The 22,023-nt window shown below is 57.6% G+C and carries 24 protein-coding genes and 1 tRNA gene; 15 read left to right on the top strand and 10 right to left on the bottom strand.

Annotated elements, in window-relative coordinates; all coding sequences use genetic code 11:
* Positions 1 to 41: 41 nt before the first annotated feature.
* On the bottom strand, positions 42 to 953 hold the full coding sequence (locus JK232_RS13075) for a DMT family transporter (RefSeq protein ID WP_394854008.1): 912 nt from the start codon (positions 951 to 953) through the stop codon (positions 42 to 44).
* A gap of 196 nt (positions 954 to 1,149) precedes the next feature.
* Between JK232_RS13075 and JK232_RS22940 the strand changes: the two genes are divergently transcribed.
* Together JK232_RS22940 and JK232_RS13070 are read left to right on the top strand one after the other, a co-directional pair.
* A complete protein-coding gene (locus JK232_RS22940) occupies positions 1,150 to 1,278 on the top strand; it encodes a hypothetical protein (RefSeq protein WP_276327345.1) in 129 nt (42 codons plus the stop codon).
* A gap of 221 nt (positions 1,279 to 1,499) precedes the next feature.
* Complete coding sequence (locus JK232_RS13070) at positions 1,500 to 3,224, top strand: potassium/proton antiporter (RefSeq protein ID WP_072925630.1); 1,725 nt, start codon at positions 1,500 to 1,502, stop codon at positions 3,222 to 3,224.
* 335 nt (positions 3,225 to 3,559) lie between these two features.
* On the opposite strand, the gene osmE is transcribed toward JK232_RS13070, so the two are convergent.
* Entirely contained in the window at positions 3,560 to 3,895 is a 336-nt protein-coding gene (gene osmE / locus JK232_RS13065; protein WP_072925633.1) for an osmotically-inducible lipoprotein OsmE, read from the bottom strand.
* Between the two features lie 413 nt (positions 3,896 to 4,308).
* Between osmE and JK232_RS13060 the strand changes: the two genes are divergently transcribed.
* On the top strand, positions 4,309 to 4,812 hold the full coding sequence (locus tag JK232_RS13060; protein WP_241506049.1) for a cupin domain-containing protein: 504 nt from the start codon (positions 4,309 to 4,311) through the stop codon (positions 4,810 to 4,812).
* A gap of 21 nt (positions 4,813 to 4,833) precedes the next feature.
* On the opposite strand, the gene JK232_RS13055 is transcribed toward JK232_RS13060, so the two are convergent.
* The 3 genes from JK232_RS13055 to JK232_RS13045 all read right to left on the bottom strand — a co-directional run bounded on the left by JK232_RS13055 (position 4,834) and on the right by JK232_RS13045 (position 5,846).
* Positions 4,834 to 4,998 carry a hypothetical protein gene (locus tag JK232_RS13055; protein ID WP_165698426.1) on the bottom strand — a complete coding sequence of 55 codons (165 nt, stop codon included), beginning with the start codon at positions 4,996 to 4,998 and terminating at the stop codon, positions 4,834 to 4,836.
* A gap of 24 nt (positions 4,999 to 5,022) precedes the next feature.
* Positions 5,023 to 5,163 (bottom strand): hypothetical protein, encoded by a 141-nt coding sequence (locus tag JK232_RS13050; RefSeq protein ID WP_165698427.1) that lies wholly within the window; start codon positions 5,161 to 5,163, stop codon positions 5,023 to 5,025.
* A 595-nt stretch (positions 5,164 to 5,758) separates the two neighbouring features.
* Positions 5,759 to 5,846: transfer RNA gene (locus JK232_RS13045), tRNA-Ser, on the bottom strand.
* 219 nt (positions 5,847 to 6,065) lie between these two features.
* Here JK232_RS13045 and yccA point away from each other — a divergent pair.
* A complete protein-coding gene (gene yccA / locus JK232_RS13040) occupies positions 6,066 to 6,722 on the top strand; it encodes an FtsH protease modulator YccA (RefSeq protein ID WP_072925639.1) in 657 nt (218 codons plus the stop codon).
* Between the two features lie 153 nt (positions 6,723 to 6,875).
* Positions 6,876 to 7,205 (top strand): sulfurtransferase TusE, encoded by a 330-nt coding sequence (gene tusE, locus JK232_RS13035; protein ID WP_072925642.1) that lies wholly within the window; start codon positions 6,876 to 6,878, stop codon positions 7,203 to 7,205.
* 1 nt (position 7,206) lies between these two features.
* Here the strand turns inward: tusE and yccX are convergent, their stop codons facing one another.
* On the bottom strand, positions 7,207 to 7,485 hold the full coding sequence (yccX, locus tag JK232_RS13030) for an acylphosphatase (RefSeq protein WP_072925644.1): 279 nt from the start codon (positions 7,483 to 7,485) through the stop codon (positions 7,207 to 7,209).
* A 91-nt stretch (positions 7,486 to 7,576) separates the two neighbouring features.
* Here yccX and rlmI point away from each other — a divergent pair, with 91 nt between their 5' ends.
* Together rlmI and hspQ are read left to right on the top strand one after the other, a co-directional pair.
* Positions 7,577 to 8,767 carry a 23S rRNA (cytosine(1962)-C(5))-methyltransferase RlmI gene (rlmI, locus tag JK232_RS13025; RefSeq protein WP_101833828.1) on the top strand — a complete coding sequence of 397 codons (1,191 nt, stop codon included), beginning with the start codon at positions 7,577 to 7,579 and terminating at the stop codon, positions 8,765 to 8,767.
* Between the two features lie 64 nt (positions 8,768 to 8,831).
* The gene (gene hspQ, locus JK232_RS13020; RefSeq protein WP_072925650.1) at positions 8,832 to 9,149 is read left to right on the top strand and encodes a heat shock protein HspQ; all 318 of its coding nucleotides are present in this window, start codon (positions 8,832 to 8,834) and stop codon (positions 9,147 to 9,149) included.
* A 58-nt stretch (positions 9,150 to 9,207) separates the two neighbouring features.
* On the opposite strand, the gene JK232_RS13015 is transcribed toward hspQ, so the two are convergent.
* A complete protein-coding gene (locus tag JK232_RS13015) occupies positions 9,208 to 9,627 on the bottom strand; it encodes a CoA-binding protein (protein ID WP_072925654.1) in 420 nt (139 codons plus the stop codon).
* Between the two features lie 251 nt (positions 9,628 to 9,878).
* On the opposite strand from JK232_RS13015, the gene JK232_RS13010 reads away from it, so the two are divergent.
* Together JK232_RS13010 and JK232_RS13005 are read left to right on the top strand one after the other, a co-directional pair.
* The gene (locus JK232_RS13010; protein WP_101857461.1) at positions 9,879 to 10,550 is read left to right on the top strand and encodes a DUF2057 family protein; all 672 of its coding nucleotides are present in this window, start codon (positions 9,879 to 9,881) and stop codon (positions 10,548 to 10,550) included.
* 136 nt (positions 10,551 to 10,686) lie between these two features.
* Complete coding sequence (locus tag JK232_RS13005) at positions 10,687 to 11,145, top strand: methylglyoxal synthase (protein WP_072925659.1); 459 nt, start codon at positions 10,687 to 10,689, stop codon at positions 11,143 to 11,145.
* Between the two features lie 17 nt (positions 11,146 to 11,162).
* Here the strand turns inward: JK232_RS13005 and helD are convergent, their stop codons facing one another.
* Complete coding sequence (gene helD / locus JK232_RS13000; RefSeq protein WP_212589298.1) at positions 11,163 to 13,208, bottom strand: DNA helicase IV; 2,046 nt, start codon at positions 13,206 to 13,208, stop codon at positions 11,163 to 11,165.
* A gap of 166 nt (positions 13,209 to 13,374) precedes the next feature.
* Here helD and JK232_RS12995 point away from each other — a divergent pair, with 166 nt between their 5' ends.
* On the top strand, positions 13,375 to 13,812 hold the full coding sequence (locus JK232_RS12995; protein WP_072925665.1) for a YccF domain-containing protein: 438 nt from the start codon (positions 13,375 to 13,377) through the stop codon (positions 13,810 to 13,812).
* A gap of 83 nt (positions 13,813 to 13,895) precedes the next feature.
* Positions 13,896 to 16,043, top strand: coding sequence for a YccS family putative transporter (gene yccS, locus JK232_RS12990; RefSeq protein WP_101857459.1), 2,148 nt, complete (start codon positions 13,896 to 13,898; stop codon positions 16,041 to 16,043).
* A 63-nt stretch (positions 16,044 to 16,106) separates the two neighbouring features.
* On the opposite strand, the gene JK232_RS12985 is transcribed toward yccS, so the two are convergent.
* On the bottom strand, positions 16,107 to 16,733 hold the full coding sequence (locus JK232_RS12985) for a TfoX/Sxy family DNA transformation protein (protein WP_212589297.1): 627 nt from the start codon (positions 16,731 to 16,733) through the stop codon (positions 16,107 to 16,109).
* 215 nt (positions 16,734 to 16,948) lie between these two features.
* Here JK232_RS12985 and sulA point away from each other — a divergent pair, with 215 nt between their 5' ends.
* Positions 16,949 to 17,455 carry an SOS-induced cell division inhibitor SulA gene (sulA, locus tag JK232_RS12980; RefSeq protein ID WP_072925673.1) on the top strand — a complete coding sequence of 169 codons (507 nt, stop codon included), beginning with the start codon at positions 16,949 to 16,951 and terminating at the stop codon, positions 17,453 to 17,455.
* A gap of 356 nt (positions 17,456 to 17,811) precedes the next feature.
* Positions 17,812 to 18,882, top strand: a complete 1,071-nt coding sequence (gene ompA, locus JK232_RS12975; protein ID WP_072925676.1) for a porin OmpA — start codon at positions 17,812 to 17,814, stop codon at positions 18,880 to 18,882.
* A gap of 100 nt (positions 18,883 to 18,982) precedes the next feature.
* Here the strand turns inward: ompA and matP are convergent, their stop codons facing one another.
* Positions 18,983 to 19,438, bottom strand: coding sequence for a macrodomain Ter protein MatP (gene matP, locus JK232_RS12970; RefSeq protein ID WP_072925680.1), 456 nt, complete (start codon positions 19,436 to 19,438; stop codon positions 18,983 to 18,985).
* Between the two features lie 209 nt (positions 19,439 to 19,647).
* On the opposite strand from matP, the gene JK232_RS12965 reads away from it, so the two are divergent.
* Both JK232_RS12965 and fabA read left to right on the top strand, forming a co-directional pair.
* Positions 19,648 to 21,399, top strand: a complete 1,752-nt coding sequence (locus JK232_RS12965; RefSeq protein ID WP_212589296.1) for an AAA family ATPase — start codon at positions 19,648 to 19,650, stop codon at positions 21,397 to 21,399.
* Positions 21,400 to 21,465: 66 nt separating this feature from the next.
* A complete protein-coding gene (gene fabA / locus JK232_RS12960; RefSeq protein WP_072925683.1) occupies positions 21,466 to 21,984 on the top strand; it encodes a bifunctional 3-hydroxydecanoyl-ACP dehydratase/trans-2-decenoyl-ACP isomerase in 519 nt (172 codons plus the stop codon).
* Positions 21,985 to 22,023 lie beyond the last annotated feature (39 nt).

The raw sequence follows: 22,023 nt of genomic DNA, 5'->3' as shown, positions 1-22,023 counted from the left end.
TCAGTTTCTCCTTAGCTCATCATCTTGATGATCGCCGGCCGCTATCCAGCACACCCGTCTGAGACAGCGGCCGGTTTTTTTCTTTTCAACCGCAGCTCACTGACCAGCACCCCCAGCACAATCAGCGCCCCGCCCAGCAGCGCAACGCCCGGCAACCGTTCACCGGCCAGCCGCCCGACCACCCCGGCCCAGACCGGCTCACCGGCGTAGATCACCGTGGCGCGCGTGGGTGACACACTCTTCTGCGCCCAGTTCATGGTGACCTGGATCAGCGCACTGGCACAGCCTAAGCCCAGCGCGCTCCAGAGCAGCCGGTCAGAGAGCGGCGGCAGGCTTTCCCCGGCCGGGGCCATCATCAAAAATGCCAGCAGCGAGGCGGTGCCGAGCTGGATAATGGTGACGCGGCGGATATTCACCTGGCCGGCAAACGCGCCAATCAGCAGGATCTCAGCAGCAATCGCCAGCGCACTCACCAGCGTAATGATCTCGCCAAAGGTGAAACTGAGCGAGGCGTTGTCCGGCCCGGCGAGCAGAATCAACCCGGCGAAGGCCAGCACAATGCCCAGCGAAGACATGATGCCCGGTGCACGCCGCAGCACCAGCCACTGTAACAGCGGCACAATCGGCACATACATGGCGGTGATAAAGGCGGATTTGCTGCTGTTAATGCTCTGCAACCCCACCGTTTGCAGGCCATAGCCGAACATAATGGCCACCCCCACCAGGCTGCCGGCTTTCAGCTCGGCCCAGGTCAGGCCGCGCAGCGTATGGGCGGAGAACAGCAGCAGCACGGCGGTCGCCGTGGCAAACCGCAGGCCAACGAAAAAGAACGGGCCGCTGACCTGGACGGCCAGATGAACGATCAGAAACGTGCCGCCCCAGATCATGGTAATGCCGATCAGCACCCACTCCTGGAGCGCGAGACGCAGGCCCGGCCGGGCCGGGGCAGAGATGTCAGACAAACGCGAATCCTTGATAACAACAGCCCGCCAACCGGGCACAGCGCGGCAGTATACCCGTTCGCGGCCGGTGGCCCAACCGCGGATAGCCGGCAAAACGCTCACAAAACACACAAGCCGCAAGGCATACACTACACTACGTTAAGCTGCCACCCGGCAGAGGTGCTTCCTTTCTTTACCGGAGATCCCGATGCAAACCACGTTAATTATGTTGATGGTGGTATTCTGCGTACTCGCGGTCTATGCCCTTTACCGCCACATCCAGCTCAGCCGGTCACGTAACCTGCTTAACCCACGCGCACGCCGCCACCCGCGTTGATTCTGCCGGCCCCATTACGGGGCCCTGTTCCTGCGCTACCCCTGTCGCATGGTTGCAACATGCTGCCTGTCACCCGCCAAAAGCCCGGCGTATCGCTCATTTTCCTAAATTATCAAACACCTCTTTGATATTCTCAGGCTAAATTACACTATAGTGGTTCTGCATAATCAGTTAACTGGCATAGTTGCTGCATAACCGGCAAAAACAGGGGAGAAAGCGATTTGGAAGCAAGCACTATCAACACATTGTTTGTGATTGGTGCCGTGTTGGTAGGGGCAAGCATTCTGCTGAGTTCGCTCTCTTCACGGCTCGGTATCCCGATCCTGGTGATTTTTCTGGCCATTGGGATGCTGGCCGGCGTGGATGGCCTGGGCGGGATTGAGTTCGATAACTATCCGCTGGCGTACATGATAAGCAACCTGGCGCTGGCGGTGATCCTGCTGGATGGCGGGATGCGCACCCGGGCCTCCTATTTCCGCGTCGCCCTGTGGCCTGCACTCTCGCTCGCCACCGTAGGCGTGGTGCTGACCGCCGCGCTGACCGGGCTGGCCGCCGCCTGGCTGTTCCATGTCAACCTCTATCAGGGGTTGCTGATTGGGGCGATTGTCGGCTCCACCGACGCGGCCGCCGTGTTTTCCATGATTGGCGGCAAAGGGCTGAATGACCGCGTCAGCGCCACGCTGGAGATTGAGTCCGGCTGCAATGACCCGATGGCGGTGTTCCTGACCATTACCCTGATCGACATGATCGGCAAAGGCGAGCATGGCCTGAGCTGGATGTTTATTGTGGACATCATCCGCCAGTTCGGCCTGGGCATCGCCCTCGGGTTTGCCGGTGGCTGGCTGTTACAGCAGTCGATCAACCGCATCCCCCTGGCACCAGGGCTTTACCCGCTGCTGGCCCTGAGCGGCGGCCTGCTGGTGTTTGCCCTCACTACCCTGCTGGAGGGCAGCGGTATTCTGGCGGTTTACCTGTGCGGCCTGAAGCTCGGCAACTCGCCGATCCGCAACCGCCACGGCATTTTGCAAACCTTTGACGGCATGGCCTGGCTGAGCCAGATCGGCATGTTTATGGTGCTCGGCCTGCTGCTGACGCCCAGCCAGTTGCTGCCGATTGCGCTGCCGGCCCTGCTGCTTTCGGTGTGGATGATTGTGTTTGTGCGGCCGGTGGCGGTGTTTGCCAGCCTGCTGCCGTTCCGCAGCTTTACCGGCCGTGAGCGGGTATTCCTGTCATGGGTTGGGTTGCGCGGCGCGGTGCCGATTATCCTGGCGGTGTTCCCGATGATGGCGGGCATCCCTGATGCGCGCCTGTTCTTCAATGTGGCGTTCTTTATCGTGCTGGTGTCGCTGCTGGTACAGGGCACCTCACTGGCCTGGGCTGCCCAGCAGGCGCGGGTCATTGTGCCGCCGACACCGACGCCGGAGTCACGCATCGGGCTGGATATCGACCCGCAGAATATCTGGCAGCATTTCACCTACAAGCTCGGGGCGGAAAAGTGGTATATCGGCGCGGCGATCCGCGATTTACAACTGCCGCCGCAGACCCGCATCACCGCGCTGTTCCGCGGCCAGGAGATGCTCTACCCCACGCGCAACACCCGCCTGCAGGAGGGCGATATTTTGTGTGTGATTGGCCGCGAAAGCGATATTCCGCAGTTAGGCAAACTCTTCAGTGAGACGCCGCGCACCAAGGTGGACGAGCGCTTCTTCGGCGACTTTATTCTGGATGCGGATGCCCGGCTGGGCGCAGTGGCGGAGCAATATGGCCTGACGCTGTCAGCGGATATCGACCCCGGCCAGCCATTGCATCACTTTATGTTGCAGCGGCTGGGCGGAGAACCGGTTATCGGTGACCATATCGACTGGAACGATCTGATCTGGACGATTGCCGAGATGGAAGGCGGGAACGTGACCCGGATCGGGGTGAAGATCAATAACGACGCCTGAAAGGGACTCAGAGGCCGGTACGGTACATCACCGTCAGCAGGCCGATAATCGCCACGCCGCAAATCAGGCTGAGGTATTTGAAAAGGCGTTCGGTGCGTAAGCTCATGGTTATTCCTGTCAGGCTGGTTAAGTGGCATCAGAATACGCCTGCCGCCACAAAAACCATTGCGCGAATAACCGGCTGCTGTGGGCCTAAATTCAACGATAGCCGCTGTTTTTTCCCCTGTCAGCCGTTGCCCCACCCCCTGATGCCCAATAAAAACGGCCGCCGGAAGAACCAGGCGGCCGTTTCTGTATTGTCGCTTTGCGCAGGCTTATTTACCCTTGTCGGGGTATTATTTGCCCTGCTGCGGGTCGGTGTCGTAATCCGCACATGACTGGTAGCCTTTATTCAGGACATGACCGGTCTCATCAAAGCTGACAAAGTAAACCTGCGCTTTGCCGTCACGCGGTTTGATCGCGTAGTTGCTGCACGTCCCTTTCGCATGGATCATGGTCACATCGGTGGACGGCGGCCCGGCGATGGCGCGTACCTGCTCGCGGGTCATGCCGACTTTCACGTCGCTCACGACCGGCTCATCAACATAGCTGGATGCGCGGTCATAAGCGGTACATCCTGACAGCAGCGTTACAGCTCCCATCGCTGCCATTAACAGTGTTTTTTTATTCATGACTTCTCCTCCTGAAGTGCTTTATGTTCTTTAAGCCTAGAAGATAAAGGTTTTTTTTCAAATCCATTTCCCCTCTTTCACCACGGCCTGATGTTGCGCCCCCTGCAGCACGCAACGTGCGGCACGCGCGAAGCCCGGTGACAGCGGGCTTCCGGCCATGTGGCCTCCCAAAAATGCGTCGCGTACGCCGGCGCCCGCTTTCAGAAAAAGATCAGCAGAAAACGATCATCATCACGTTTTGCGCTATACCTGTTGGATGTAACCCCGCGCGGTTGCTGTGCTTATCTCACTGTGACACATGGAATGGAGGAACGTGGATGCCCATTGACCGCCGCCGGTTTTGCCGCATTCTGGCAATACTGGCCGCTGCCCCTGTCTGCCCTTTTACCCGCGCCCAATCGAGAGAGGTTGCTATGGAGAGGATTAGCCTGACCACACCGGCGCACGGCGTGCCGAACAGCCCCTACCCGGTGATGCTCTACCACCATGTGATTCCGCCGGACACCGCGGATAATGCCGCCTATCTGGAGCACCTGTTCACGGCGAACGGCTGGCCGCCGCAGTGGCGTTACCCCGTCTACCCGTTTACCCATTTTCACACCACCACGCACGAGGTGGTAGGCTGCTATGCCGGAACGGCCCGCCTGCAACTGGGCGGTGAGCAGGGACCGGTTCATGAGGTAAAACCCGGTGATGTGCTGCTGATCCCGGCGGGCGTGGGCCATAAACAGCTCTCGGCTGATAAGGAATTTATGCTGGTGGGGGCCTATCCGGCCGGCTTCAGCCCGGATTTATGCCGTGATGAACCGGCGCTGCTGTCCGCGCGCACGAAAGCCGTGCAGGATGTGCCGCTGCCGAAGAGTGACCCGGTGACCGGGCATAACGAGGGCGTGTTGAAATACTGGGCCGCTCCCTGAACGGAACCGGCCTGGGAAGCGTCACTCTTTGATGTAGCAGCGTTTAACGTCCAGCCGCGCCGCATCGTGGTTTTTGATATCGGAAAAGTATGTCATGCCGAACAACACAGAGACCACAATCAGGCTGGAGACGAGCAACGCAATGATTGCGATCAGCTTGTTGTCATCAAGACGTTTTTTGTCCATGTTACCGGCTCCCTGCATCATCCGTTATGTCACCAGCAGCGTAATGATCAGCGTGAAAACGATCAATGTACAGGATGTCAGCACCAGTACCGCCACAGCAAACTGCGCATCTCCCAGGGTTTCCTGGTACAACGGCTTCTCCGGGAGAGAAGATCTTTTTTTCACACCATCTCACTTTGCCACTGACGCGTTCATTACTGCCTGGGTTCACCACGGCCTGCCGGTATCGATGCCCTGATGCAGGCCTTGCCGGCACGGCACATGATGAAGGTGATTCATTCACGACCGTTATGAACATATGATAAACAATCCATAAAAGTTGTGCCATCTCTGTCGGGTTGAAAATCCGGCCAGGCACTGCCCTGCACAGCCCAGGTACAAAAAAACCCTGCACCAGGCAGGGTATATTTTGAAAACGACATCATTTTACTTATTCAGGAGGCTACTGCTTACAGAAGTCCAGTCAGAAAAATGTGTTGTTCCCCGGCGCTTATCTCCGGTTGTCAGGCAAGTCAGCTCTTTAACGGAACACACAGCAGACAACTTCCGTTCGTCTATTGGCACTAATCCTAATTTAATTTTTACTTGCCTGTCGTGATGGCGATCACTTTCGGGGCGAAGAGAATATGGTTTGCGGGTAATTCAGAGCTGGATCACGTTTCGTGATGCCGGAAAGGGTAAACGCGCCGGACGGCAGAGCAGATGCGTTGAAACGCTACAAAGCAAAAGGGGCTGCCTTTCGGCAACCCCTTAAATTTGATGGCGGAGGAGGTGAGATTCGAACTCACGGATAGTCGCCCATCGACGGTTTTCAAGACCGTTGCCTTCAGCCGCTCGGCCACTCCTCCGCAACGACGCGAACTATAAACATCCCTGATCGGCTTGTAAAGCCCGAGATGATTCAATCGCCTGAAAAATAGACGCATGCCGCGCAATCGCCGTAAAAACCAGCAGGCTGCCGCTTTTTCACTCGTCATGACCGCGTAAAGAAGGGTAAAACGTCTATGCGGCGCGGCACCAACTTTCTATGATTCTGTTTCTTTTCACTATACCTGGTGGGATCGCATATGGATCGTATCGTCGTTTCGTCACGTGAACGCTCACTGTTGAGCACGCATAAGGTGTTGCGTAACACCTATTTCCTGTTGGCGTTGACGCTGGGCTTCTCGGCCCTGACGGCAACGGCCAGTACGCTGCTGATGTTGCCGGCCCCCGGCCTGCTGCTGATGCTGGTCGGCTTCTATGGCCTGATGTTCCTGACGTACCGCCTGGCTGACAGCCCGGCCGGTATCCTGGCGGCGTTCGCCCTGACCGGCTTTATGGGGTATACCCTCGGCCCCATCTTAAGCTCGCTGCTGTCTGCCGGTGCCGGGGACATCATCATGCTGGCGCTGGGCGGCACCGCGCTGGTGTTCTTCTGTTGCTCCGCCTACGTGCTGACCACCCGTAAGGACATGTCTTTCCTCTCCGGCATGATGATGGCCGGGTTTGTGGTGTTGCTGGTGGCGGTGATCGCCAACCTGTTCCTGCAGATCCCGGCGCTTTATCTGGCCATCAGCGTGATGTTCATCCTGTTCTCCTCGGGCGCTATCCTGTGGGAAACCAGCAACATCATTCACGGCGGGGAAACCAACTATATCCGCGCGACCGTGAGCCTGTATGTGTCACTGTACAACGTGTTTGTCAGCCTGCTGAGCCTGCTGGGCTTCGCCCGCAGTAACTGATGCTGTGCCTGCTCACCCCGCTGCGGCGGGGTGACGCCCCCCTTGCCTTTCCCTGAGACGGCCTTCACGCTGCTGCAACCTGCGCACGGTTATTGTTGGCACCGCCCCAATTTTGGTAAACTGCCCGCCGATTTTTCCCGTTTCTGAGGTTGTATGTTCGAGTTTGAAGGCCGCACCATCGACACCGATACCCAGGGCTACCTGAAAAACAGCGCGGACTGGCAGGAAGGGATGGCCCCGCTGCTGGCTGCGCAGGAAGGCATTACCCTGACTGACGCCCATTGGGAAGTGGTGCGTTTCGTACGCGCGTTTTATCTGGAGTTCAATACCTCACCGGCCATCCGTATGCTGGTGAAAGCGATGGCGCAAAAATATGGGGAAGAGAAAGGCAACAGCCGTTACCTGTTCCGCCTGTTCCCTAAAGGGCCGGCCAAACAGGCCACCAAAATTGCCGGCCTGCCCAAGCCGGTGAAGTGCCTCTGACTTAATGCCGGATGCTGAAGTCGCTGTATTCCCCGGCGGCTTTGGGTTCCGTCAACACCCGGTCTACCCTGGCGCTTTTCGGCCCGCCCTGCTTCAGCCAGCTTATCAGCTGGTCCAGCTTCTCCTGCGGGCCGCAGGCCACTACTTCCACACTGCCGTCTTCCAGGTTACGCGCGTAACCGGTCAACCCCAGGCTTTTTGCCTGATGCTGCGTCGAGTAACGGAACCCGACGCCCTGAACAAGCCCATACACATAGGCAGAAACACAGACCTTTGCCATAATCTTCTCCTCATCTGGTGTGATTCGTTGCATTTTCGGCGTCATACTCCGACAATGTCGCTCTTTTTTTTAAGCTGGCAGCCTTTATATTATGACCGTACGTTTATATCTCGCCAAAGGGCGCGAAAAATCCCTGCTCCGCCGCCATCCGTGGGTTTTTTCCGGTGCTGTTCACCGCGTTGAAGGTGACGCCGTTTCCGGTGATACCGTTGAGATCTACGACAACCAGGGCAAATGGCTGGCACGTGGCGCTTACTCGCCCCAGTCCCAGATCCGTGCCCGCGTCTGGACGTTCGACAAGCAGGAACAGATTGATACCGCCTTCTTTGTCCGCCGGCTGAAGCAGGCCCAGCAGTGGCGTGACTGGCTGGCCAAACGTGACGGCCTGAACGGCTACCGCCTGATTGCCGGTGAGTCCGACGGCCTGCCGGGCATCACCATCGACCGTTTCCAGAACTTCCTGGTGCTGCAACTGCTCTCTGCCGGTGCCGAATACCAGCGCGCCGCCCTGCTGACTGCGCTGCAGGAATGTTTCCCGGAATGCGCCATTTACGATCGCTCTGATGTGGCGGTGCGTAAAAAAGAGGGCTTGCCGCTGGCCCAGGGCCACGTGCTGGGCGACATGCCGCCGGCCCTACTGCCGATTACCGAACACGGCATGCAGCTGCTGGTGGATATCCAGCAGGGCCACAAAACCGGTTTTTACCTGGACCAGCGTGACAGCCGCCTGGCTGCCCGCCGTTATGCAGAAGGCCGCCGGGTACTGAACTGCTTCTCCTACACCGGCGCATTTGCCGTCGCGGCCCTGATGGGCGGTTGCACGCATGTCACCAGTGTGGATACCTCCCAAGCTGCGCTGGACATTGCCCGCCAGAACGTCGAGCTCAACCAGCTTGATCTCAGCAAAGCGGACTTTGTCCGGGATGATGTGTTCCAGCTGCTGCGCGCTTACCGCGACCGGGGTGAAACCTTTGACCTGATCGTGATGGACCCGCCTAAGTTTGTTGAGAACAAAAACCAGCTGGCCGGTGCCTGCCGCGGTTATAAAGACATCAACATGCTGGCGATGCAGTTACTGTCGCCGGGCGGCATTCTGCTGAGCTTCTCCTGTTCAGGTTTGATGCCGGTTGAGCTGTTCCAGAAAATTTTGGCCGATGCCGCCGTAGATGCAGGGCGTGATGTACAATTTATAGAGCAGTTCCGCCAGGCGGCGGATCATCCGGTTATCGCGCCTTACCCTGAAGGCCTCTATCTGAAAGGCTTTGCCTGCCGGATGATGTAACTTGAAAACGTGCTTTTCGCCCCCATTTCTCTCAGGCAAAGGCACGGTTTCTCAGGAGGTCATGATGATTGCCAGCAAATTTGGTATTGGCCAGCAGGTACGCCATAAGCTGCTGGGTTTTTTGGGTGTCGTGATTGATATTGACCCCGAATACTCATTGGAAAAACCAAGCGCAGAAGAGGTTGCAGGTAATGAACGCCTGCGTTTTGCGCCCTGGTATCACGTTGTGATGGAAGATGATCAAGGCCAGCCGGTACATACGTATCTGGCCGAAGCGCAACTGGACAGAGAAGTGGCAGACGCCCACCCTGAACAGCCTTCTCTGGATGAACTGGCGGCAAAGATCCGCCACCAGCTTCAGGCGCCGCGTCTGCGCCATTAATGATGCTGCTGAGAAACGCCGGAGCCCAGACCTTGTCTGGGCTTTTTTATGGGCTGCGTCAGGCAGCGCGATGCAGGCCGAGGCGCGGGATCTCTATTTTCGGGCAGCGATCCATGATAACGCGCAGCCCGGCATCCTGCGCCAGTACCGCCGCCTGCTCATTGATCACCCCAATCTGTAACCACAACACATCGGCCCCGATCTCGATCGCCTCCTGGGCCACCCCGTAGGCCGCCTCGGTATTGCGAAACACATCCACCATATCCACATGGCGGCCGATCTCTTTCAGCGATGCGACCACCGGCTGCCCCAGCAGGGTACTGCCGGCCAGTTTCGGGCTGACCGGGATCACCTCATACCCCTGCGACAGCAGATACGCCATGACGCCATAACTGGGCCGGGACGGATTATCACTCGCGCCCACCAGCGCAATGGTTTTCACCTTTTTCAGTACCTGTGCGATGTCACTGTCTTGCATCCTGATGCTCCCTTTGATGTGGTATCAGCCAAGTGTACGTCACCGGCGCGGATTACACCGGCAGCGGGCCACATTTTCTCAGTAACGGCCGCAAAAAAGTGCGGTTGCACCCAATATTCATCATTAAAACACATACTTTACGCCCCTCTCATTCACCTTAAAAATACATACAAATCAAACGGTTGAATGCTTTGACTCACCGGAAACCTTGCCGGACAATACGCCGGACTTTTTTGCTGAGGAACTGAGAAATGAAACGAGGATGGATAGTCACCGGCCTGCTGGCGCTCTCTGTGTGCCTGCCTGCCACCGCGGCCACGCTGGCGTTGTCGCCGGACGTTGATGTACTGGTGGTTGACGGTAAAAAGGCGGCGGGGTCGTCGCTGAATCAGGTTGAGCAGCTGACACTGGCACCGGGCCGGCATCAGTTGCTGTTCCGCGTCTCCAGAGTGCTGCGCGCCGGGGCGCGTGACCAGTACCTGTACCATTCGTCACCGCAGATTGCGGCGTTCGATATCCCGGCTGAGGGCGCATGGCAGCTTACCCTGCCGCGGCTGGAAAATGACGCTGACGGCAAACGCTTTGATGCCCACCCGGATTACCAGGTTGTTGATGGCAATCAACACCCGCTGCCGGTGCGCCGCGACACGCTGCAGATCCCCGGCCTGAGCCTGGGTGCCGATCTGGAAAAAGCGATAGCGGAGTATAACGCCGCGAACCAGCCGGCCTCGGTGACCGCGCTGCTACCTGCCGCAGCCGCCAGCCCGGCGCTGCCGGCCACATCCGGCACCGTAAGCCAGGCTTCCGTCACCGTACAGGGCGAAAACGTGGCGGAGCAGATGCTGCAATACTGGTTCCAACAGGCGGACGCCCCAACCCGCCAGCGCTTCCTGAACTGGGCCGAAAAACACCCGGCGCGTTAATCCCTCCAGGCGCTTTTTACCCTAAAAAGCGCTTTTTCCTGTGGCTTCCCGCTTTTTTCAGCCATCAGCCATTTGCAGGAAAAACCAGTTTCAGTACTCTGTCCGTTATCTCTTACCTTTGATAAAGGGCTTTTATATGGAATTCACCACCCGCACCATTGGCATACAAAAACACATCGCGCTGGTCGCCCACGATCACTGTAAAAATATTCTGCTGAGCTGGGTTGATGAGAATAAGGCGTTGCTGGCGGAGCATCGGTTGTATGCCACCGGCACCACCGGCAACCTGGTACAGCGCGCCACCGGGCTTGAGGTGACCAGTATGCTCAGCGGCCCGATGGGCGGGGACCAGCAGGTCGGCGCGCTGATCTCTGAAGGCAAAATCGATATGCTGATTTTCTTCTGGGATCCGCTCAACGCCGTGCCGCATGACCCGGACGTCAAAGCGCTGCTGCGCCTGGCGACGGTGTGGAACATTCCGGTCGCCAATAACCGCTCGACGGCGGATTTCCTGATTGAGTCCAGCCTGTTCCGCCGGGAAGTGCAGGTCACGATCCCGGACTATCAGCGCTATCTGCAGGATCGTCTGAAATAACCCGGCCGGGCGCGCCGTTACGGCTTACGCTGCACCGGCACGCCCCGCTTCTTCAATTCGTCCACAAAACGGGACAGGTTACCGGGCGAATAAAGCAGCCACACCCGCCCGGCCGCCCTGGTCAGCGCCGTATACAGTAACCGGTGCTCCTGCTCGTGCGTTGCAGCCCCTTGTACCGGTGTTAACACCTGATCGGCCGCTGTCTCCCCTTCCGGGGCCGGAAAACCTTCATGCCCGCCCTGCAACCCCAGCACTATGACGTACTCCGCCTGTTGCCCCCGGCTGCCATGAAGAGTGGAAAAACGGAGATTGAGCTTCGGCCAGCGGGTTGCCGCTTTCTGCACGATGGCGGGGCGCAAGGCAGCGTGGCGGGCCAATAACAGCACCTGCTCCGTGGGGGAAACAAAGCCGCTCAGTTTGTCCAGCAAGGCATCCAGTTGGTCATCCGGCAACAGCTGGAGGCTTTTTTTATCGCCGCGGCGCAGGCTGGTCAGCGCGGGGCGGCCCTGCCCGGGCGGCAGCGGGATAATGCCGGCCGCCACGTCTGCAATAAGATCATTCAGCCGGTAGGTGGTTTCCAGCTCACACTGCGCATGGGGCTTATCAAAAAGGGGATACAGCGGGCCGTCCGGGCTGGTGGTGTCGCGGCCCACCAGCACATTATCCAGCACAGCAAACAGGCCGGTATGGCTGTTCTGCGCCCGCAGGGCAACCAGCAGCTGCACCCAGGGCGGGGAGACGGCGTGGAGGTCGTCCACCAGGATCTGTTTCCAGGGGCTGATAAAGCGCCCTTTATTGAGTACATCCATTGCCTGATGCAACAGCGCGCCGGCATCCACCGCCCCCTCCTCTTTCAACGCCGCTTTCCAGGCTTTCAGTAACGGTGCCAGCAGGCGCATCTGTTTCTGGAACGCGCTCTGCAGCGCCTCCGGCGCTTCACTTAACATTTCTGCCTGGCTGCCGCCGTGGTTGCGCATCAATGCCAGCCACTGATCCAGCCGGGGGGCCAGCTGTTCCCCCAGCGCCCGGTTTTTCCAGAAGGCTTTGTCAGGGATCGCCCAGCCCAGGTCGTCCGTCAGCAATGTGCGCCACCCGGCTGCCTGGGGCTTTTTCGTCTCGCACTGCTGCTGCCACGCTTTGAGCAGCATTTTCCGGCGCGCGCTGCCGTCCTCTTCCAGTTTGCTGATTTTCGGCACTTTTCGCCCGCTTTGGGCGATGATTTGCAATGCCAGCGCCTGAAACGTGAGGGCCTCCACCCCGGCCTTGCCCAGCCGGGCAGCGATCCGCTGGTTCAACGCGTCCGCGCCCTGCCGGTCAGGAGCCAGCAACAGTATCTGTTCAGGCGCGGCCTCCCCCCGCTGCAACAGCCAGCCGGCACGCGCTGCCACCAGCGCGGTTTTGCCGCTGCCCGCGCCGCCCAGCACCTGCACCGTCTCTTCACCGTTCACCACCGCCTGCACCTGGGGCGCATTCAGCGGGCCTTGCTCTACCGAGGCAAAAAAGGGTGCATACTCCGCTGCCATCCGCCCGGCCCAGGCCCGGTTCCGCGCCTCACACTGCGCCCTGCCCTCGTCCAGCCAGCGCAGGCAGTGCTCACAGGCCTCCCGGCAGGCGGCGAACTCCGCCATGCGCGCCACCGGCATCGGCAGCGCCTCAAATGCCTCCCGGATACCCTGCTGCAACGTGGCCAGATCATGCTCCGTCAGCCAGCGCGGCTGTTGTTCTGCCTGTGCAATCACCGCCTGCTGCGCCACCAGCACCTGCGCGCTGATCTCAGCCATCTCCTCACTCCACTGCTGCCAGCGTGAAAAGAGATGATGGTAAAAACGCTGGGTCTCCTGCCATTCGGTGCCGTGCAGCCGCACTACTTTCCTTTCCGGCAGCTCAAACTCCAGCTCCCCCCACACGATTCCTCGTTTACACTGAATAGCGATCAACTGGTTAAAGGGGATCAGGTAGTGGTGTTTATCCCCGCTGACTTCCACACCGGCGTTAAGCAGCCTTACCCGGTTATAGGGGTGCTGAGCCAGATGTTTGCCGAGGGGCGTCGCTTTGAGTTCCATAATTCTGTGCCATGAAAGTAAAGGGCTTTTTACTGTGCCGGTGCCGGTCTGCCTGGAGCAGGCAGAGAGGCTCCCGCGTGAAAAAAAGAGTAGACTCTGGGGTTGTGGCACGGCCATAACGCACACACATCCCTGTTGGTTTTTTATTTAGAGCACATTTCTTATTATGCGTACTGTACTGAATATCTTGAATTTCGTGTTAGGCGGCTTTTTTACTACTCTGGCCTGGGTGCTGGCAACGGTGGTCAGTGTCGTCCTGATCTTTACCCTGCCGCTGACCCGCTCCTGCTGGGAGATTACCAAACTTTCGCTGCTGCCTTACGGTAATGAGGCGATTCACGTTGATGAACTTCATCCGGAGAGCCGTAACGCCGTGCTGAGCAGCGGGGGCACCTTGCTGAATATTGTATGGTTCCTGCTGTTTGGCTGGTGGCTTTGCCTGTCCCACATCGCGACCGGGATTATGCAATGCGTGTCAATTATCGGTATTCCGGTGGGGCTCGCCAACTTCAAAATTGCGGCCATTGCGCTCTGGCCGGTAGGCCGCCGGGTAGTCCCGGTCGAAGTGGCCCAACAGGCACGGCTCAATAACGCCCGCCGCTGATGAATGCCGGGCCGCCGCCACCCGGTGGTTGCCCGCTTTTCCGGCCCTGAGCCGGGCTGACCTTCTCGCTTCCGGAGTCTTTTGTGCTCGCTTACGCCCCCGGCCTGCGCCGGTATATTTATAACAGCAGTATTCTTTACTATATCCGCATCACCCTGGCCCTGACCGGGGCAGCGGCAGCACCGTGGTGGCTTGGGCAACCGAAGCTGACCATTCCGCTGACGCTTGGGGTGGTGGCGGCGGCCCTGGCGGATCTGGATGACCGGCTGGCCGGCCGCCTGCGCAATCTGTTTATCACCCTGCTGTGCTTTTTTATCGCCTCGGCCTCTATCGAGCTGCTGTTTCCCTACCCGTGGCTGTTCGCGGCCGGGCTGATGTTGTCCACCTGCGGCTTTATCCTGCTGGGCGCGCTCGGGCAGCGCTATGCCACCATCGCCTTCGGCGCGCTGCTGATTGCCGTCTACACCATGCTGGGCACGTCGATGTACCAGGTATGGTATCAGCAACCGCTGCTGCTGTTGTGCGGTGCTGTCTGGTATAACCTGCTGACGCTGATGGGTCACCTGATTTTCCCTATCCGGCCGTTGCAGGAGCAGATTGCCCGCAGTTTTGATCAGCTGGCCCACTATCTGGATGCAAAATCCAACCTGTTTGACCCCGACCTCGAAGAGGGAGACCAGCCCTTGATTGAGGTCGCGATGGCCAACAGCGCACTGGTGGCGACCCTGAACCAGACCAAAATCTCACTGCTGACCCGGCTGAAAGGCGATCGTGGCCAGCGCGGCACCCGCCGCGCCCTGCACTACTATTTTGCCGCGCAGGATATTCATGAGCGTGCCAGCTCCACCCATGCGCAGTACCGCGAACTGAATGAAAAATTCCGCTACAGCGACATCATGTTTCGCTTCCAGCGGATGCTGAGTATGCAGGCCCGCGCCTGCCAGCACCTGGCCCAGTGTGTTTTGCTGCAACAGTCTTACCAGCATAACAGCCAGTTTGAGCGGGCTTTCAGCCAGTTGCAGGCGACCCTGGTGCGCCTGGCTGATGACCCGGATAACCGTGATCCGCTGCGTGCCTTACAGCATCTGCTGAAAAACCTGCGGGCGATTGACGCCCAGCTGGCCAATATTGAATCGGAACAGGCGCTGGCAACCGGCCAGCAACAGGAAACCCGTCTGGCCGAGGAGCGCCTCTCCGGCTGGGGCGATATGCTGTTGCGTTTCCGCCGCAACCTGACGCCGCAATCGGCCCTGTTCCGCCACGCCATCCGTATGTCGGTGGTTTTGTGTGCCGGCTATACCTTTATCCAGGTCACCGGCATGGATCATGGTTACTGGATTTTGCTGACCAGCCTGTTTGTCTGCCAGCCTAACTACAATGCCACCCGCCGCCGGTTAGCGCTGCGGATTATCGGCACCCTGGCTGGGGTGCTGCTGGGCTTGCCGATCCTCTATTTTGTGCCCTCCACCGAAGGGCAACTGGTGCTTATTGTCATCAGCGGCGTGCTGTTTTTTGCCTTCCGGAATGTGCAGTACGCCCATGCCACCATGTTCATCACCTTTCTGGTGCTGCTCTGCTTCAACCTGCTGGGCGAAGGGTTTGAAGTCGCCCTGCCGCGTGTGATCGATACCCTGCTGGGGTGTGCCATCGCCTGGGCCGCCGTGACCTTTATCTGGCCTGACTGGCGCTTCCGCCAGCTTCCGCTGGTCATTGATAAAACGCTGAATGCCAACTGCCGTTATCTGGATGCCATCCTGGTGCAGTATCACCAGGGGCGTGACAACCGGCTCGACTACCGTATCGCGCGCCGGGACGCGCACAACGGCAATGCAGAGCTGGCCTCCGTGATTTCCAATATGTCCGTTGAGCCGGATGCCAGTGCCACGATGCAGGAGCAGGCGTTCCGGCTGCTATGCCTGAACCATACGCTGCTGAGCTACATTTCGGCGTTGGGCGCCCATCGCGGGCAACTGAATGACAGCAACGTGCTGACGATCCTCGACGATGCCGCCTGTTATGTTGACGGGGCGCTGCATCTGATGGCGAATGATGCCGGGCGGCTGCAACGGCTGCTGGCGGGCCTTTCACAGCGGGTGGCGGCGGTGGTGCCGGAGGCGGAAAGCCGCGAGCAGCTGGTGCTGCAACAGGTTGGGTTAATCCTGGGCCTGCTGCCTGAATTAATCGCGCTGCATCAGCGGCTGACCCGCCCGTCACCTGACCCGCAGGCGTGACTGAACCACCGCTTTTACTGAACAATGCAATCACGATGGCCAGCCGGGCGCTGGCCATCTCTTTCAGCGGCGGTATTTGGTGGCTGCCTCAGGGTGCTGCGCCTCATACCAGCTACGCAACTCATCACGTTTTTCCGCCGGCAGGGCCGCTTCGTGGTAACCGGTGACGGCCCCCTCCAGGGCATAGAGCACTTTAAGGCTGAGCGGAATATCATCCGTATCCAGTTTGAGATAGCACGCCTTTGCTCCCTGCGCTTTTAACTGTTCCTGATTGTGGATACCGGCTTGTAACAGCAGGCTTTCCAGATGCCCGCCGATGTTGGGCAAGGCTTTCAGCCGCTCACGGTTCTGCTTTTCTGCCAGCTCCTGCCTGGCCCCATTCAATGCCAGGGTAGCCAATTGCAGAAACAGGGCCGGATCCTGCCAGCCCGCCTCGGTAAGCTGAAAATAAGAGAGTGTCAGGGGCAGGCCACGCCGGATATAACGTAACCGCGCCATCTGATGCCGGTGGAATACCTCTTCTATTTGCGCCGTTGCCCTCAGGTAGACCTCACCCTGCAAAAACAGGCCAAACATGGTGTTATCAGCCAACAGCCCATACCCCCCAAACTGGGAACGTGTATGAATTTCCCCCAATGGAGCCAGTATCTGTTTTGCCTGATCGATCCTTTTTTCGTATAGGTTCTTCATTACTATTTCCTTTAGTAAATATATTCGCTACCTAAATAATTTCATTAAGAACAAGGAATTACAAAATACGGAAAGTTACCGGCGCTGCCAATGACAAAATGCCGTTACAAGGATTTACGTATCAAATCTGCGAGACGTATTGAAAGAATCGCATTGATCTTTGTGGAAAGTGGGGATACTGTATATACATACAGTGACATCGGAGCAGGGAAATTATGCGTCCATCTTCTCATAACTATCAGACCGGCGAACACGCTCAGATAACCATGCCATCCTCCTCTTTTCAGGCGCCTGCGGCTCAGCCCGGCGGCCTGGTCAGTGAGTTCGTTTACAGTGATGATCAACCTGCTCTGGCCCAGATTCTTCTTCCCCTTCTCCATCATCTGGGTACTCAGTCACGCTGGCTGCTCTGGCTGGCACCGCAACAAAAACTGAGCCGTAACTGGCTGCGCCATTCCGGCCTGCCGGTAGACAAGGTGGTACAGTTACGCGCCATCCAGCCGACCTCCACGGTCGATGCCATGGAAAAAGCGTTGCAAAGCGGGAATTACAGCGTGGTATTAGGGTGGTTACCGGAACTGACTGAGAAAGAGCGGGAAAGGCTGCAACGGGCCGCGCAATCGGGCCATGCTTACGGTTTCATTATGCGGCCTCAATATGAGGGACGCGCAGGCCGGGGACATCTGCCTTCACTTAAAATTCACTCTCCCCGCTATCATTGAAAGAAATTAGGAATATTCTCATGAAAAAAGCCTTTTTTTCGGCCAAAAGCGCTTTCAATGGCGGTTTTGGCGGCTTGTTTAATGCTTGTTAAGGGTTTTTTTCACGTAATTTCGTCACCAATTGCCCGAACATGTTAAAAATTATGTACGTTTTGCGCCTTTTTGCGGGTTCAGGAAAACTTCATACTTGTAAGTTTCACACCACGTTGTAGACTTTACATCGCCAAGGTTGCTCTATAAGGCCAAATTAATTGGCAAAGTAACTAACGGAAGCAATAACCTTGGCGAAGGATTTTAACCAAGGGCTTATAACAGCTTAAAGCTCATTGCCTATTTGGATGATAACGAGGCGCAAAATGAAAAAGACAGCTATCGCATTAGCAGTGGCACTGGCAGGTTTCGCTACCGTAGCGCAAGCCGCCCCGAAAGATAACACCTGGTACACCGGTGCTAAAGTGGGCTGGTCCCAGTTCCATGACACAGGTTTCTATGGTAATGGCTACAACGGTGTTGGCAATGGCCCGACCCATGACAGCCAAGTGGGTGCAGGTGCGTTCGCGGGCTACCAAGCGAACCAATACCTGGGCTTTGAAATGGGATATGACTGGCTTGGCCGTATGCCTTACAAAGGCAGCGTCAACAACGGTGCTTTCAAAGCACAGGGCATCCAGCTGGCAGCTAAACTGAGCTACCCAATCTATGATGACCTGGACCTGTACACCCGTCTGGGTGGTATGGTTTGGCGTGCTGATTCCACCGCTTCTGTGAACGGCAACCGCATCAGCGACCACGACACCGGCGTTTCCCCGCTGGCAGCTGTTGGTGTTGAATACGCACTGACCAAAAACTGGGCTACCCGCCTGGACTACCAGTGGGTTAACAACATCGGTGACGCAGCGACCGTTGGCGCACGTCCTGACAACGCCATGCTGAGCCTGGGTGTTTCTTACCGCTTCGGCCAGGACGAGATGGCTGCTCCGGCACCAGCTCCGACTCCGGCACCGGCTCCGGTTGTTGAAACCAAGCGTTTCACCCTGAAGTCTGACGTTCTGTTCAACTTCAACAAATCCACCCTGAAAGGCGAAGGCCAGCAGGCTCTGGATCAGCTGTACACCCAGCTGAGCTCCATGGATCCGAAAGACGGTTCCGTTGTTGTTCTGGGCTTCAGTGACCGTATCGGTTCTGACCAGTACAACCAAAAACTGTCTGAGCAGCGCGCTCAGAGCGTTGTGGACTACCTGGTATCCAAAGGTATCCCGGCTGACAAAATCTCCGCACGTGGCATGGGTGAAACCCAGCCGGTTACCGGTTCTACCTGTGACAGCGTGAAAGGCCGTGCTGCCCTGATCAACTGCCTGGCACCAGATCGCCGCGTAGAGATTGAAGTTAAAGGCATCAAAGACGTTGTAACTCAGCCGCAGGCTTAAGTTAAACGTACGTGATTTTAAAACCCCGCTCCGGCGGGGTTTTTTTATGGGAGGTATAAACCGGGAAAGAGAAGAAGGAAAGGGAGGAGCCCAGCGGGCATTACTCTTTTTTCGCCAGGATTTCTTGCAAATCCTGCCTCAGGGAGGACATCTGGCTGGCGTATTTTTCTTTGCGCTCTGCATCTTCAATCAGCTGCACCACGGTTTCGGACAGCGTGACGCCGCGCCGGCGCGCCAGGCCTGCCAACCGCTGCCAGACAAGAAACTCAAGGTCGATAGATTTTTTGCGGGTGTGCTGATGCTCAGCATTAAAATGCCGTTTACGCCGCGCCCGGATAGTCTGTTTCATCCGGTTGTCGAGGGCCGGGTTCATATGCCGGGTGATCCATTGCAGCACATTGACCGGATTGCTTTCCATTTTCAGTAATTCGTGTACGGCTTCTTGCGCAGCGCTGTTTTCAAGATAGCGGGTAATGCGTTCCCCTTCCCGGTGCTTTTTTACCAGGTATTTCCATTTCCATCCGCTTTCCAGATTTTCCAGTTGCTGATATTTCATCGCGAGCCTTAATGTGACCGTGTAACTTTCTTAAGCATAACAGTTTTGCCGGGAGTTTTTATGAATTTTCACCGTCTCGCTTGTCTGTTTTTTACACAGCCCGGCATTATTGTCAAACCGCATTCGCCGAAGAATAACTCTGCTTATATGCAGCCTTCGTTATTCTTGTATAATCGCCCTTTCCCTTTTTGCTGATTGACCCTAACACTTTGACCAATAACCGACTTGAATGGCAGTCACTCGTTCCTGACGCCGCGCCTTACCAGACATTATTCGCTACGGCGCCTGACTTGGCCCCGATAACCTTCGCAGTGACCCAGCCCCGCCTGGAAAATGGCCTGACGCTGTTCTGTCATCCGCAGTCGCGCCCGCGCATCATGACGGTTAAAGCCCAGGAGAGTCGTGCCTATCTTGCGGTGATCGCTGAAGCGGTCGACAGCCTGCTGCCGGATGACGACCAACCGATCGGCAGCCATTATCAGATTACCGGAACCCAGGCGACGCTTGCCGCGTCCCTGCCCCGGCGCGGCCCTTTTGTGGCGGACACGCGCTGTCTCTACCGGGAATGGATTGAGCCGGAGCAATTATTCGGCCGCGCCGGCCTGTTTAATGGCGAAATCGTGCTGCACCCCGGTGCCGTACATCAGGTTAACGGCGGGATATTAATCCTCAGCGCCCGTACCCTGCTGGCACAGCCGCTGATGTGGCTGCGCCTGAAACAGATCATCAGTGAGGGTCTGTTCCGCTGGGTTTCTCCGGATGAAACGCGCCCGCTGCCGGTGAATATCCCGGCGATGCCGCTGGATCTCAAACTGATTATTGTGGGTGACCGCCCCGGCCTGGCCGATCTCAATGAGATGGAGCCTGAGCTGGCGGAGCACGGGTTATACGGTGAGTTTGAAGGCGAATTGCCGCTGACCGACCCTGAGGATATGGCCACCTGGTGCGCCTATATCAACACCCTGGCCGACAGCCAGAACCTGCCGCGCCCGGCTGAAAACGCCTGGCCGACGCTGTTAACGCAGGCAGTGCGTTTCAGTGGCGACCAGGGCAGCCTGCCGCTCTGCCCGGAGTGGATCAGCGCCCTGCTTTCTGAAGCCGCCCTCTATAATGAAGAGACGCTGCTGGATGAAAAAGCCCTTGATGCCGCGTTACAGGCCAAAGCCTGGCGTGAAAGCTATCTGGCAGAACGGATGCAGGATGAGATTGAGCTGGGCCAGATCCTGATTGAAACCGAAGGCGAAGTCATTGGGCAGATCAACGGCTTATCCGTGCTGGAATACCCCGGCCACCCACGCGCCTTTGGCGAGCCGTCACGCATCAGTTGTGTGGTGCACGCCGGTGACGGTGAATTTAATGACGTCGAGCGCAAAGCGGAACTGGGCGGTAATCTGCATGCCAAAGGCATGATGATTATGCAGGCCTACCTGATCTCTGAATTGGATCAGGATCAGCCGCTGCCCTTCTCTGCATCACTGGTTTTTGAGCAATCTTATGGTGAAGTGGATGGCGACAGCGCCTCACTGGCTGAGCTGTGTGTGCTGATCAGCGCCCTGGCGCAACAGCCGATTAACCAGCAGATTGCGGTGACCGGCTCCGTAGACCAGTTCGGTAACGTCCAGCCGATTGGCGGCGTGAACGAAAAAATTGAAGGCTTCTTTGAAGTCTGCCAACGGCGCGGTCTGACCGGCAAGCAGGGCGTTATTCTGCCGCTGTCTAACCTGCGCCATCTCTGCCTGCAACCGCAGGTGGTGGATGCCGTGCGTGAGGGGCAGTTCCATCTGTGGGCGGTCTCCTCTGCGGCAGAGGCATTAACGATAATCACGGGCGTAACGTATGCTGACGAGCAGCAACCCAGCTTACTGGGCGCCATTCAGGATCGCATAGCACAAGTCACCGCGCATGAACGCCGGCACCTGCCCTGGTTCTTACGCTGGTTAAACTGGTTCAGCCGCGGCTGATCGGACTTGTTCAGCTTACACATGTAAGCTAATCTGCGACCTTCATTAAAATAAGGCTACATCGACATGGTAGAAAAACGCGACTCTTACACGAAAGAAGATCTGGAAGCCTCCGGCCGCAGTGAGCTGTTTGGCGCAGGCGGCCCACCGCTGCCGTCAGGCAATATGCTGATGATGGACCGCATCGTTAAAATGAGCGAAGACGGCGGCAGCCATAACAAAGGCTACGTGGAAGCGGAGCTGGATATCAACCCTGACCTGTGGTTCTTTGGTTGTCACTTTATTGGTGACCCGGTCATGCCGGGCTGCCTGGGTCTGGACGCCATGTGGCAGCTGGTCGGTTTCTATCTCGGCTGGCTGGGCGGTGAAGGCAAAGGCCGTGCGCTGGGCGTGGGCGAAGTGAAGTTCACCGGTCAGGTGCTGCCGACCGCGAAGAAAGTCACCTACCGCATTAACTTCAAGCGTGTGATCAACCGCAAGCTGATCATGGGCGTGGCAGACGGCGAAGTGCTGGTCGACGGTAAAGTCATCTATACCGCCAGCGACCTGAAAGTGGGCCTGTTTAAAGACACCAGCGTCTTCTGATTAGTTGGCATTAACGGGTTTATCTAAAGCGCCATCTGT

Source organism: Nissabacter archeti, assembly GCF_018257325.1.
Lineage (GTDB): Bacteria > Pseudomonadota > Gammaproteobacteria > Enterobacterales > Enterobacteriaceae > Chimaeribacter > Chimaeribacter arupi.
Note: the sequence above shows the minus strand (reverse complement) of the source record. Positions and strands in the feature narration are given on the sequence as shown.

What these genes read in the sequence shown, in the direction of transcription:
- yccX (WP_072925644.1), bottom strand. Translation starts at nt 7,485, where the DNA reads ATGGCAAAGGTCTGTGTTTCTGCCTATGTGTATGGGCTTGTTCAGGGC.
- JK232_RS22940 (WP_276327345.1), top strand. Translation starts at nt 1,150, where the DNA reads ATGCAAACCACGTTAATTATGTTGATGGTGGTATTCTGCGTACTCGCG.
- matP (WP_072925680.1), bottom strand. Translation starts at nt 19,438, where the DNA reads ATGAAATATCAGCAACTGGAAAATCTGGAAAGCGGATGGAAATGGAAA.
- osmE (WP_072925633.1), bottom strand. Translation starts at nt 3,895, where the DNA reads ATGAATAAAAAAACACTGTTAATGGCAGCGATGGGAGCTGTAACGCTG.
- rlmI (WP_101833828.1), top strand. Translation starts at nt 7,577, where the DNA reads ATGACCGTACGTTTATATCTCGCCAAAGGGCGCGAAAAATCCCTGCTC.
- sulA (WP_072925673.1), top strand. Translation starts at nt 16,949, where the DNA reads ATGCGTCCATCTTCTCATAACTATCAGACCGGCGAACACGCTCAGATA.
- hspQ (WP_072925650.1), top strand. Translation starts at nt 8,832, where the DNA reads ATGATTGCCAGCAAATTTGGTATTGGCCAGCAGGTACGCCATAAGCTG.
- JK232_RS13015 (WP_072925654.1), bottom strand. Translation starts at nt 9,627, where the DNA reads ATGCAAGACAGTGACATCGCACAGGTACTGAAAAAGGTGAAAACCATT.
- ompA (WP_072925676.1), top strand. Translation starts at nt 17,812, where the DNA reads ATGAAAAAGACAGCTATCGCATTAGCAGTGGCACTGGCAGGTTTCGCT.
- JK232_RS12995 (WP_072925665.1), top strand. Translation starts at nt 13,375, where the DNA reads ATGCGTACTGTACTGAATATCTTGAATTTCGTGTTAGGCGGCTTTTTT.
- JK232_RS13005 (WP_072925659.1), top strand. Translation starts at nt 10,687, where the DNA reads ATGGAATTCACCACCCGCACCATTGGCATACAAAAACACATCGCGCTG.
- JK232_RS13060 (WP_241506049.1), top strand. Translation starts at nt 4,309, where the DNA reads ATGGAGAGGATTAGCCTGACCACACCGGCGCACGGCGTGCCGAACAGC.
- JK232_RS13055 (WP_165698426.1), bottom strand. Translation starts at nt 4,998, where the DNA reads ATGGACAAAAAACGTCTTGATGACAACAAGCTGATCGCAATCATTGCG.
- tusE (WP_072925642.1), top strand. Translation starts at nt 6,876, where the DNA reads ATGTTCGAGTTTGAAGGCCGCACCATCGACACCGATACCCAGGGCTAC.
- helD (WP_212589298.1), bottom strand. Translation starts at nt 13,208, where the DNA reads ATGGAACTCAAAGCGACGCCCCTCGGCAAACATCTGGCTCAGCACCCC.
- fabA (WP_072925683.1), top strand. Translation starts at nt 21,466, where the DNA reads ATGGTAGAAAAACGCGACTCTTACACGAAAGAAGATCTGGAAGCCTCC.
- JK232_RS12985 (WP_212589297.1), bottom strand. Translation starts at nt 16,733, where the DNA reads ATGAAGAACCTATACGAAAAAAGGATCGATCAGGCAAAACAGATACTG.
- JK232_RS13010 (WP_101857461.1), top strand. Translation starts at nt 9,879, where the DNA reads ATGAAACGAGGATGGATAGTCACCGGCCTGCTGGCGCTCTCTGTGTGC.
- yccA (WP_072925639.1), top strand. Translation starts at nt 6,066, where the DNA reads ATGGATCGTATCGTCGTTTCGTCACGTGAACGCTCACTGTTGAGCACG.